This window comes from Streptomyces sp. NPDC089915 (assembly GCF_040684675.1).
Lineage (GTDB): Bacteria > Actinomycetota > Actinomycetes > Streptomycetales > Streptomycetaceae > Streptomyces.
Genome location: NZ_JBFBGN010000185.1, coordinates 1 through 11,240, shown reverse-complemented (window position 1 = coordinate 11,240; position 11,240 = coordinate 1). Strand labels below are relative to the sequence as shown.

At 75.6% G+C, this 11,240-nt stretch carries 9 protein-coding genes; 6 read left to right on the top strand and 3 right to left on the bottom strand.

Annotated features, from left to right (window positions below):
* Nucleotides 1–201 precede the first annotated feature (201 nt).
* Nucleotides 202–1,992 carry an alpha/beta fold hydrolase gene (locus AB0O29_RS32055; RefSeq protein WP_365158744.1) on the top strand — a complete coding sequence of 597 codons (1,791 nt, stop codon included), beginning with the start codon at nucleotides 202–204 and terminating at the stop codon, nucleotides 1,990–1,992.
* A 116-nt stretch (nucleotides 1,993–2,108) separates the two neighbouring features.
* Here AB0O29_RS32055 and hemQ read toward each other — a convergent pair whose 3' ends face one another.
* Nucleotides 2,109–2,822 (bottom strand): hydrogen peroxide-dependent heme synthase, encoded by a 714-nt coding sequence (gene hemQ / locus AB0O29_RS32050; protein ID WP_365158741.1) that lies wholly within the window; start codon nucleotides 2,820–2,822, stop codon nucleotides 2,109–2,111.
* Between the two features lie 23 nt (nucleotides 2,823–2,845).
* A complete protein-coding gene (gene hemG / locus AB0O29_RS32045) occupies nucleotides 2,846–4,333 on the bottom strand; it encodes a protoporphyrinogen oxidase (RefSeq protein ID WP_365158738.1) in 1,488 nt (495 codons plus the stop codon).
* A 140-nt stretch (nucleotides 4,334–4,473) separates the two neighbouring features.
* Between hemG and AB0O29_RS32040 the strand changes: the two genes are divergently transcribed.
* Together AB0O29_RS32040 and AB0O29_RS32035 are read left to right on the top strand one after the other, a co-directional pair.
* Nucleotides 4,474–5,481: a DUF4349 domain-containing protein gene (locus AB0O29_RS32040; protein WP_365158747.1), complete on the top strand. Its 1,008-nt coding sequence runs from the start codon at nucleotides 4,474–4,476 to the stop codon at nucleotides 5,479–5,481.
* A 70-nt stretch (nucleotides 5,482–5,551) separates the two neighbouring features.
* Nucleotides 5,552–6,934: an FAD-dependent oxidoreductase gene (locus tag AB0O29_RS32035; protein ID WP_365158736.1), complete on the top strand. Its 1,383-nt coding sequence runs from the start codon at nucleotides 5,552–5,554 to the stop codon at nucleotides 6,932–6,934.
* A 49-nt stretch (nucleotides 6,935–6,983) separates the two neighbouring features.
* On the opposite strand, the gene hemE is transcribed toward AB0O29_RS32035, so the two are convergent.
* On the bottom strand, nucleotides 6,984–8,048 hold the full coding sequence (hemE, locus tag AB0O29_RS32030; protein WP_365158733.1) for a uroporphyrinogen decarboxylase: 1,065 nt from the start codon (nucleotides 8,046–8,048) through the stop codon (nucleotides 6,984–6,986).
* Between the two features lie 91 nt (nucleotides 8,049–8,139).
* On the opposite strand from hemE, the gene AB0O29_RS32025 reads away from it, so the two are divergent.
* From AB0O29_RS32025 to AB0O29_RS32015, 3 genes are all read left to right on the top strand, one after another.
* Complete coding sequence (locus AB0O29_RS32025; protein ID WP_365158731.1) at nucleotides 8,140–8,796, top strand: DUF3000 domain-containing protein; 657 nt, start codon at nucleotides 8,140–8,142, stop codon at nucleotides 8,794–8,796.
* A 298-nt stretch (nucleotides 8,797–9,094) separates the two neighbouring features.
* Complete coding sequence (locus AB0O29_RS32020; RefSeq protein ID WP_069922445.1) at nucleotides 9,095–9,757, top strand: response regulator transcription factor; 663 nt, start codon at nucleotides 9,095–9,097, stop codon at nucleotides 9,755–9,757.
* A 124-nt stretch (nucleotides 9,758–9,881) separates the two neighbouring features.
* A complete protein-coding gene (locus AB0O29_RS32015) occupies nucleotides 9,882–11,165 on the top strand; it encodes a ribonuclease D (RefSeq protein WP_365158727.1) in 1,284 nt (427 codons plus the stop codon).
* Nucleotides 11,166–11,240 lie beyond the last annotated feature (75 nt).

Genomic DNA, 11,240 nt, shown 5'->3' with positions numbered 1-11,240 from the left:
CCCGCGTACTGGACGTACTTGGCTTTCGCCCGGTGCGGCGAGAGCGCGTGCCAGGCGTCGCGGGGCAGACGGGAGTTTGACGACAGGCCCTAGGGCAACCGGGGGTACCGGCGGCGACACCCGGCGGCGGACCTGTACAGCACCCCCCTCCTGACATCTCATCAGACAGGACGATGAGACGAAGGGTACGAAGGGGTCGCCATGCGGACGACGCTCGCCCACCACGCGGTCGCCTCGGCGGCCCTCTGCCTCGCCCTGTGCGCCCCCGCCGCCCCGGCCCGCGCGAGCGAGGGGCCCGGGCCCTCCTCCGGCCGGCTCGCCGCCGAGGACGCCGGGGCCGAACTGGTCGCCCGCCGGGCCGCCGCGGCCGCCGCCCGGCGCCCCGTCACCGGCGCACCCGGCACGCCCGGGCCCCCCGGGGCGCCCGCCCACGGCACCCGCCCGACGCAGGGCGCCCGGCCCGTGACCCGGCCCATGCCCCGGCCCGGCGGCGCCTCCCCCGAGGGCGCGGCGCCGCTGGAGTTCCTCCCCTGCCCCGCCGCCGAGGAGCTGCCGGAGCCCGTCCGGTGCGCCGTCCTGCGGGTCCCGCTCGACTACGCCCGCCCCGACGGCCCGCAGCTCTCCCTCACCGTCAGCCGGGTGCCCGCCTCCGGGCGCGGGGGCGCCGTCCGGCAGGGCGCGCTCGTGTTCAACCCCGGCGGGCCGGGGGCCTCCGGGACCTACTTCCCCCTCCTCGCCGGCCGCCCCGCCTGGACGGGGGTGGCCGCCGCCTACGACCTCGTCGGCTACGCCCCGCGCGGAGTCGGCGGCTCCGCCCCGCTGGCCTGCCAGGACCCCGCCGAGCGGCCGCAGGGGCCCACGCAGGTCCCCGCCGAGCCCTCCGCCGCCTACAAGCGGGAGCGGCGGGCGGCCGCCCGGGCCTATGGCGAGGGCTGCGCCCGGCTGAACGGAGCCGCGCTGGCGCAGTACACCACCCTCAACAACGCCCGCGACCTCGACGTGCTGCGCGCCGCCCTGGGCGAGCCGCGGCTGAGTTTCCTCGGGGCCTCGTACGGCACCTACCTCGGCGCGGTGTACGCCACCCGCCACCCGGACCGGGTGCGCCGCATGGTGTTCGACTCGGCGGTGGATCCGGATCCGCGCCGCGTCTGGTACCTCGACAACCTCGGCCAGGCCGGCGCCTTCGAGCGCCGCTGGGCCGACTTCCGCGCCTGGACGGCCCGTCACCACGCCGTGTACGGGCTGGGGACGACGCCGGAGGCGGTGCGGGAGAGCTACGAGAGGGTCCGGGCGGCCGTGGCCCGCACCCCGGCGGGCGGGGTCGTCGGTACGGGCGAACTCCAGGCCGCCTACCTCCAGACGGCCTACTACGACGAGGTGTGGCCGGAGCGCGCCGCGGCGCTCGCCGCCCATCTGCGCGGGAACCCGGCCCCGCTGGTGCGCCAGGCGGCCCGCGATCCGGAGGCGGCCGGGACGGCGGCCAACGCGACGGCGGTCTACACGGCGGTGCTGTGCAACGACGCCCCCTGGCCCGCCGACTGGGAGACCTGGGACCGCGACAACACCGCGCTGGCCCGCAGCGCGCCCTTCGAGACCTGGGCCAACGCCTTCCTGAACCTGCCGTGCGCCGACTGGCCGGTGCGCGAGCGGCAGCGGCCGGTGGAGGTCGGGGCCCTCCCGGCGGGGACACGGCTGCCGCGGACGCTGATCGCGGCGGCGGAACGGGACGGGGCGACCCCGTACCCGGGGGCGCTGGAGCTCCAACGGCGGCTCGGCGCCGGTGCCGCGCTGGTCACGGAGGGCGCGGCGGGCGCCCACGGGGTGGCCGGCGGACGCAACGCGTGCGTGGACCGGCATGTGGAGCGGTACCTGCTGACGGGAGCCACCCCGGGGTGGCGCGTGAGGTGTGCGCCGCATCCGGAGCCCGCACCGGTGACACTGGACGGCGGGGCAGCGAGCGCTCCCAGGGCGCTGCTGCCGCCGCACGTCTGAACTTCCGGGCGGGATCTCCGGCTGCGTCGTTTCGGGGGCATGGCCTCCCGATCCACCGGAGGGCGCTCCTCAGCGAGAGCGCGGTCTTCCTCCGGTCCTTCCCCCCAGGGGAGGTATCAGGCGAGCCCGGCCACCAGATCGGCGACGGACTTGCGGCGCCCGGTGTAGAAGGGCACCTCTTCACGGACGTGCATCCGGGCCTCGGAGGCACGCAGGTGACGCATGAGGTCGACGATGCGGTAGAGCTCGTCGGCCTCGAAGGCCAGCAGCCACTCGTAGTCGCCCAGGGAGAAGGAGGCGACGGTGTTGGCGCGCACGTCCGGGTAGCCGCGGGCCATCTTGCCGTGGTCGGCGAGCATGCGGCGGCGGTCCTCGTCGGGCAGCAGGTACCAGTCGTACGAGCGCACGAACGGGTAGACGCTGACGTAGTCGCGGGCCACCTCGTCGGCCAGGAAGGCCGGGATGTGCGACTTGTTGAACTCGGCCGGACGGTGCAGGGCCATGTTCGACCACACCGGCTCCAGCGCGCGGCCGAGCCTGGTGCGGCGGAACAGGTTGTAGGCGGTCTGCAGCTCGTCCGAGGTCTCGGCGTGCCACCAGATCATGATGTCCGCGTCGGCGCGCAGCCCGGAGACGTCGTAGGTGCCCCGGACGGTGATGTCCTTGGCGGCGAGCTGGTCGAACAGCTCCTGGACCTCGTCGGCGTAGCCGCTGCGGTCCTCCGGCAGGACGTCCTTCAGCTTGAAGACGGACCACAGGGTGTAGCGGATGACCTCGTTGAGGTCCTTCGCCTTCTTCCCCGCGTTGGGAATCTTCTCTGGTGCAGTCATGTGTCCATTGTCCCGTGTGCTGATCAGTGCTCGGTGCCAGGGGTGGCCATCGAGGCGGTGACGGCGTCCGCGGCCTTGGCGGCACTGGCGATGCAGGCCGGGACGCCGACGCCGTCGTAGAGGGCTCCGCAGACCGCGAGGCCGGGCAGGGCGGCCACGGCGGCCCGGATCCGGGCGACGCGGGCGAGGTGGCCGACGGGGTACTGGGGCAGTCCGCCGTCCCAGCGGGTGACGGTGGACGCCACCGGCCGGGCGGCCAGGCCGACGGCCTCGCCGAGGTCGGCGAGGGAGACGTCGACGAGGTCGGAGTCCTCGCGCTTCAGGTCGCCCTCGTCGCCGTGGCGGCCGACGGAGGTGCGCAGCGGGAAGAGCTCCGGGTCGGCCCCGGCCCAGGCCCACTTGTTGCCGGAGAAGGTGGACGCCTTGATCGTGCGGCCGTCCACGGGCGGGACGAGGAACCCGCTGGCGGACCCGTCGGCGATCGCGGGAGGCAGGTCGGAGCGGCGGAAGACCATCGTGACCAGGGCCATGGAGGCGTACTCGGTCTCGCGCAGCCCGGCGGCGGCCGCGGGGGCGAGGGGGCCCAGGAGGGCGGCGGCGGGTGCGGCCGGGGTGGCGAGGACGACGCCGTCGGCGTCGAGGGCCTCGCCGTCGGTGGTGATCCGCCAGCCTGCGGGCGTACGGGTGATCCCGCGCACGGGGGTGCCGGTGAGGATCCGCGCCCCGGCGGCCCGGCAGGCCTCGGCGACGGCGAGGGGCAGGCGGCCGATGCCGCCGGCGATCCCGGCGAAGAAGGCTCCGGAGGCGGCCGCGCCGGTGACGGTGGTGCGCTCGGCGGCCGCGCGGGCGGCGGCCCCGCTCTGGAGGGCGCGGACGCTCTCGGTGAGCGTGGGGTGGGTGCGGACGGCGTCGAAGAGGGCGGGGACGGCGGCGCGCATCGAGATGCGGTAGGCGTCGCCGGCGTAGACCCCGCCGAGCAGCGGTTCGACCAGCCGGTCGACGACCTCGCGGCCCATCCGGGCGGCGACGTACTCGCCGACGGCGACGTCCTCGCCGACCTCGGTGGGCGGGAGGCCGGTGTCGTCGGCGACGCGGGCGAGGCCCTCGGCGGACAGGACGCCGGAGGCGGCGAGCGGGGCCGTGTCGCCGGGGACGCCCATCACGTGGCCGCGCGGCATGTCGCGCAGGGCGCCCCGGGTCCACAGCCGGGCGGTGGCGGTCGCCGGGGGCTGGAGGTCCTCGCCGAGGCCCACGGCGCGGGCGAGGTCCAGGGCCTCCGGGCGGCGGGCGAGGACGGACTCGGCGCCGAGGTCGACGGGCAGGCCGGCGAGCTCGTCGGCGCGCAGTTTGCCGCCGAGGCGCGGGCCGGCCTCCAGGAGGGTGACGCGGACGCCGTCGGCGAGGAGCCGGTGGGCGGCCGCGAGGCCCGCGATGCCGCCGCCGATGACGACGACATGACGGTCCGGCCCCGGCCGGCCCGTCCCGTTCGTACGCGTGTCCGCTTCGTCCATGGACACATGGTCTCAGACCGCCCGGCGAGGCCGGAACGTGACCGCATCGGAACCGGGCCGGGACCCGGGAGGCGAAACCCGGGGCGGGGGGCCGCGCGTCGAAACGGGGACATCTGCCTATCCCCCGGGGGTACTTGACGATGCACACGCTCAGCAGACACCGGCGCGCGGCGGCGGCCCTGGCCGGCCTGTCCCTGGCCGGGGGCCTCGCGCTCACGGGCTGCAGCGCCGCCGGCGGCGAGAAGACCGCCTCCGACGGGGCCGCCGCGGCGGCCCCCCGGGAGGCCGCCCAGGGCAAGCCGGGGGCCGGGGCGGCCGCGCCCCCGGCGGCGGACGCCAAGGGCCAGGCCGAGGTTCCCGTCCGCCCGAACGTCATCCGTACGGGGAGGCTGGGCATCGAGACGGCCGAACCGCAGAAGGTCATCGCCGCCGCCCGTACGGCGGCCGAGGGCGCGGGCGGCTACGTGGGCGCCGAGACCACCGACCGGGGCGGTGACGGGCGGATCACCTCGACGCTGACCCTGCGGGTGCCCGGGGACCGGTTCGACGCGGTGATCGCCGCGCTGGAGGGCGGCGGGAAGCTGCTGAACCGGAAGGTGGAGGCGCAGGACGTCACGCAGAAGGTCGCCGACGTCGACAGCCGGGTGAAGTCGCAGCAGGCCAGCGTGGCGCGGGTGCGGGAGATGATGGAGAAGGCCTCCGCGCTCAGTGACGTGGTCATGCTGGAGAGCGAGCTGAGCCGGCGCCAGGCCGACCTGGAGTCCCTGCTGGCCCAGCAGACCGCGCTGAAGGACCAGACCTCGATGGGCACCATCACCCTGTCGGTCTCGGAGCCCGCTCCGGCGCCGGTGGAGAAGAAGCCGGAGAAGGACCGGGAGCCGGGCCTGGGCGACGCCCTGGGCGGCGGCTGGGCGGTGTTCGTCCGGCTGGTGCGCTACCTGGCGCTCGCGGTCGCGGCGGTGCTGCCCTTCGCCCTCGCCGCCGCCGCGCTGGCCTTCGGGTTCCGGGCCTACCGCCGGTTCCGCCCGGCGAAGCCGAAGGCCGGCCTGCGGCGGACCCTGGTCCCCCGGCAGCCCTCCGCCCCCGTCCCGGCCCCGGTCCCGGCCCCGGCGGCCGGCGCGGGGGATGAGGGGGATGCCGGGGCCTGACGGGCCGTCCGCCCGTAGCGTGTCCCCGTAACGGAGGCGACGGCGCACGGCGCGGAGGGCGGGCAGGACGATGGCGGCGGAACGACTGGTGGTGGTCGGCGGGGACGCGGCGGGGATGTCCGCCGCGTCGCAGGCCCGGCGGCTCAAGGGGCCCGGGGAACTGGAGATCGTCGCCTTCGAGCGCGGGCACTTCACCTCGTACTCGGCGTGCGGGATCCCGTACTGGGTCGGCGGGCAGGTGGCCGGGCGCGACGAACTGGTCGCCCGCACCCCGCAGGAGCACCGCGCCCGGGGCATCGACCTGCGCACCCGCACGGAGGTCCTGGAGCTGGACCTGCCGGGCCGCCGGGTGCGCGCCCGGGACCTGGACGGCGGGGAGGAGTACTGGACGGGCTGGGACAAGCTGGTGCTGGCGACCGGCGCCCGCCCGGTCCGCCCGAAGCTGCCGGGGATCGGCGCGCACGGGGTGCACGGGGTCCAGTCCCTGGACGACGGCCAGCGGCTGATGGACACCCTGGAGCGCACGCAGGGCCGCCGGGCGGTCGTGGTCGGCGCCGGCTACATCGGCGTGGAGATGGCCGAGGCGCTGGTCCACCGGGGGTTCGAGGTCACCGTGCTGCACCGGGGGCCGCAGCCGATGGCCACGCTGGACCCGGACATGGGCGGCCTGGTGCACTCGGCGATGAACGCCATGGGCATCGTGACGGTCTCCGGCGCCGAGGTGGTGAAGATCCTCACCGACGAGGAGGGCCGCGCCCGGGCGGTGGCCACCGCGTCGGGCGAGGAGTACCCGGCGGACGTGGTGGTGCTCGGCATCGGCGTGGAGCCCCGTACGGCCCTGGCCCGGGCGGCGGGGCTGCCGCTCGGGGAGTCGGGGGGCCTGCTGACGGACCTGTCGATGCGGGTCCGGGGGCATGAGGACGTCTGGGCGGGCGGTGACTGCGTGGAGGTGCTGGACCTGGTGGCGGGCCGTACCCGGCACATCCCGCTGGGCACGCACGCCAACAAGCACGGCCAGGTGATCGGCTCGGGCGCGGGCGGCGGCTACGCGACGTTCCCGGGCGTGGTCGGCACGGCGGTCAGCAAGGTCTGCGACCTGGAGATCGCCCGGACGGGGCTGCGGGAGAAGGACGCCCTGGCGGCGGGGCTGCGCTTCGTGACGGCGACGATCCGCTCGACGAACACGGCGGGGTACTACCCCGGGGCGGCGGAGATGACGGTGAAGATGCTGGCGGAGCGGCGCACGGGGCGCCTGCTGGGCGTCCAGATCGTGGGCGGGGCCGGGTCCGCGAAGCGGGTGGACGTCGCGGCGGTGGCCCTGACGGCCGGTATGACGGTGGAGCAGGTGGTCTCGCTGGACCTGGGCTACGCCCCGCCGTTCTCCCCCGTGTGGGACCCGGTCCTGGTCGCCGCCCGCAAGGCGGTCGCGGCGGTGCGGTCGGCGGGGGTGTGACGCCGAACGCCGACGGGGCTGTGAGCAGCCCCGCCGGCGACCGGTACCGCTAGCGCTGCGTCTTCGTGTGGACGTAGTCCACCAGACGGGTCAGGGCATCGGGGTCCGTCGTCGGGAGGACGCCGTGGCCGAGGTTGAAGACGTGGCCCTCCAGGCCCGCCGCGGCGGCCAGGACCTCGTCCGTCTTGGCCTCGACCGCCTCCGTGGTGGAGAAGAGGACGGCCGGGTCCAGGTTGCCCTGGAGCGCCTTGCCGGGGCCGACCCGGCGGGCGGCCTCGTCCAGCGAGACCCGGTAGTCGACGCCCACGACGTCCGCGCCGGCCTCGCCCATCAGGCCGAGCAGCTCGCCGGTGCCCACGCCGAAGTGGATGCGCGGGACGCCGTAGGAGGCGACGGACTCCAGGACCTTCGCCGACGCCGGCATCACCGAGCGGCGGTAGTCCGCCGGGGACAGCGCGCCGACCCAGGAGTCGAAGAGCTGGACCGCGGAGGCGCCGGCCTCGATCTGGACCTTCAGGAAGGCGGAGGTGATCTCCGCGAGGCGGTCGAGGAGGGCCGACCACAGCTCCGGGTCCCCGTACATCAGGGCCTTGGTGTGCTCGTGGTTCTTGGACGGACCGCCCTCGACGAGGTAGCTCGCGAGGGTGAAGGGCGCGCCGGCGAAGCCGATCAACGGCGTGCCGCCGAGTTCACCCGTGAGCATGCCGATCGCCTCGGTGACGTACGCGACGTCCTCCGGGGTGAGGTCGCGCAGCTGTGCGAGGTCCTCGCGGCGGCGGATGGGCTGCGCGACGACCGGGCCGATGCCCGGCTTGATGTCGAGGTCGACGCCGATGGCCTTGAGGGGCACGACGATGTCGGAGAAGAAGATCGCCGCGTCCACGTCGTGGCGCCGCACCGGCTGCATGGTGATCTCGGTGACCAGGTCCGGGCGCATGCAGGACTCCAGCATGGCCGTGCCCTCGCGGACCTTGCGGTACTCGGGGAGTGAGCGCCCGGCCTGCCGCATGAACCACACGGGGGTGTGGGGCACCGGCTCGCGCCGGCAGGCCTTCAGGAAGGCGGAATCGTACGTCTGACTCGGCTGGCCCTGCGGGCTGGTAGTGGCGCTCACGCGGCAAATCTTCGCACGTATGAAGAAGTGCCCGCCCCGGGGCGGGTGTCCCTGCGGCGCACGGGCGCCCGTTCCGCCTAGTCTTCCCGGCATGGCTGCGGCTCAGGGACGATTTTCAGATGGCGCTGACGGTGTGGACGGCGCGAAGGAGAGCTCGGTCCCGCTCCCGTTCCGACGGGCGGTCGACGGCTTGCGCAAGGCGCGGCTGCGGTCCGGGATCGAGATCGACCCGGTGAAACCGCCCCAGCGGCTGGCCCCGTACGCGTACGCGCTGGAGGCGGCGGTCGTGGACGGGGAGGAGGACCTGGCCGACGGCCGGCTGATCCTGCTCCACGATCCGTCCGGGCACGACGCCTGGCAGGGCACGTTCCGGCTGGTGACGCTGGTGCGGGCGGAGCTGGAGCCGGAGATGGCCGCGGACCCGCTGCTGCCGGAGGTGTGCTGGTCCTGGCTGACCGGGGCGCTGGAGGCGCGCGGGCTGGGCTACGGGGAGCCGAGCGGGACCGTGACGATGGCGAGCTCGCACTACTTCGGGGGACTCGGGGAGCGGCGTCCGGCGACGCAGATCGAGATCAGGGCCTCGTGGACCCCCCGGGAGGGGGTGGGCGGGGTGCCGGACGCCTCCGCGCACCTGGCGGCCTGGTGCGAGCTGCTGTGCCAGATCGCGGGGCTGCCGCCGGTGTCTCCGGCGGAGGGGGCCCCGGGCGTGGTGTCCCTGCCACAGCGGCGGGGCCCGCACCACCCGTAGCGGGCGGCCCGGCGGGGCCGTCCGGAGGGGGCGGGGACGGCCGCACGGGGGTGTCCGGCGGCGGGGGGCGATCGTTCGGTGGCGTGACGGAGCGTCAAAGCCGTGCGGTCATGGCGGGCTTCTGATCATCCCTTGATCGATCGTGCGTCCGAATTGCCCGAATTGTTACTCACCAAATCGTGATCATTCCCTAAAGCCGGGCGGGTGACGTGCCGAAGGAGTCAGTGACCATCCGCACGGTGCGCACCGGCTTCCTTCCCCGAGCCGGCCCGTCCCGCCACTCCCCCAGGAGGCCTAGGTGTCCGTTCTTCTCGAGCAGCCCGCAAGCCTGGTCGCCTACCGCCCGAACAAGCCGACGGCCATGGTCGTCGTGGCCGACCCGCGCGTCCGTTCCACGGTGACCCGCCATCTGTGGGCCCTCGGAGTCCGTGACGTGATCGAGGCGTCGTCCATCGCGGAGGCCCGCCCCCGCGTCGGCAGCCCGCGCGACATCTGCGTGGCCGACGTCCACCTGCCCGACGGCTCCGGTCTCACCCTGCTCTCCGAGACCCGCGCCGCCGGCTGGCCGAACGGCCTGGCCCTGTCCGCCGCCGACGACATCGGCGCCGTCCGCAACGCCCTCGCCGGCGGTGTGAAGGGCTACGTCGTCACCGGTACCCGGACCAACATCGGGCTCCCCAGCCGGCCCGGCGCCGCCCCCATCGGTGCCGCCGCCGCCCGTATGCACCGCCGCCCCCCGGGTGCCCCGAGCCACCCGGGCGGCTACCGGGAGCTGTCCGGCCGCGAGGTCGAGGTCCTGCGCCTCGTCGCGGAGGGGCAGTCCAACAAGGCCATCGGCGTCTCGATGGGCCTGTCCGCCCTGACCGTCAAGTCCCACCTCGCCCGGATCGCCCGCAAGCTGGGCACCGGCGACCGGGCCGGGATGGTCGCCGTCGCCCTCCGGACGGGGATCATCCACTGACCCCGCCCTGAGGCTCCCGGGCCGCCGGCCGGCCGACCCCGGCCAGGCCCGCACCCTCCCCTTCGCGCCCGTCGACGGAACGTTCCGGCGACGGGCGCGTCACATACCCGGATACCCTTGACCGGTGACCGACGCCCAAGAGACCGCAGCACACCTGCGCACCACCACCGGGGGCGGCCCCCCGGACGAAGAGGTTTCGTCCGATGGGCTGCCGATTCCCCTGCTGGAGCCCCGCGAGGGCATCCCGCCCGTCGTGGCCGACGCCGAGGCGCTCGCCGCGGTGGTCGCCGCCTTCGCCTCGGGTACCGGCCCCGTCGCCGTCGACGCCGAGCGCGCCTCCGGTTACCGCTACGGACAGCGCGCCTACCTGGTGCAGCTGCGCCGCGAGGGCGCGGGCTCGGCGCTGATCGACCCGGTCGGCTGCCCGGACCTCTCCGCCCTGGGCGAGGCCCTGTCCTCCGCCGAGTGGATCCTGCACGCCGCCACCCAGGACCTGCCCTGCCTGCGCGAAATAGGCATGGCCCCCACCACCCTGTTCGACACCGAGCTGGCGGGCCGGCTGGCCGGCTTCCCCCGGGTCGGGCTCGGCGCGATGGTCGAGAGCGTGCTCGGCTACCAGCTGGAGAAGGGGCACTCCGCCGTCGACTGGTCCACCCGCCCGCTCCCCGAGCCCTGGCTGCGCTACGCCGCGCTGGACGTGGAGCTGCTGGTCGACCTGCGCGACGCGCTGGAGAAGGAGCTGGACCGGCAGGGCAAGCTGGAGTGGGCCCGCCAGGAGTTCGACGCCATCGCCTCCGCCCCGCCCGCCCCGCCGCGCAAGGACCCGTGGCGGCGCACCTCCGGCATGCACAAGGTGCGCCGGCGCCGCCAGATGGCCGTGGTGCGCGAGCTGTGGGAGGCCCGCGACCGGATCGCCCAGCGCCGTGACGTGTCCCCCGGCAAGGTGCTGGGCGACGCGGCGATCGTGGAGGCGGCCCTGGCCGTCCCCGCGAACGTGCACGCGCTGTCGGCCCTGCCCGGTTACGGGCAGCGGATGGGCCGGCGCCAGCTGGACCAGTGGATGGCCGCCGTGGAGCGGGCCAAGGCCCTGCCCGAGAGCGAGCTGCCGCAGCCCGGGGCGACCCCGTCGGGCCCGCCGCCGCCGCGTTCCTGGGCGGACAAGGACCCGGTCGCCGCGGCGCGGCTGTCCGCGGCCCGCGCGGCCGTGTCGGAGCTGGCCGAGGGGCTGAACCTGCCCCAGGAGAACCTGATCACCCCGGACACCGTCCGCCGCCTGTGCTGGGAGCCGCCCCGCCACGCCGACGCGGCCGCGGTGGCCGAGGCCCTGACCGGCCACGGCGCCCGCCCGTGGCAGGTCGAGCAGGTCACCCCGGTCCTGGTGGCGGCGCTGGCCTCGGCCGCCTCCTGACCCGTACGCCCCGAGAGCCCCCGTCCCCCCAGGGACGGGGAGCGGCGAAGGGCCGCGTAGGCCTCCAGTTTGGCG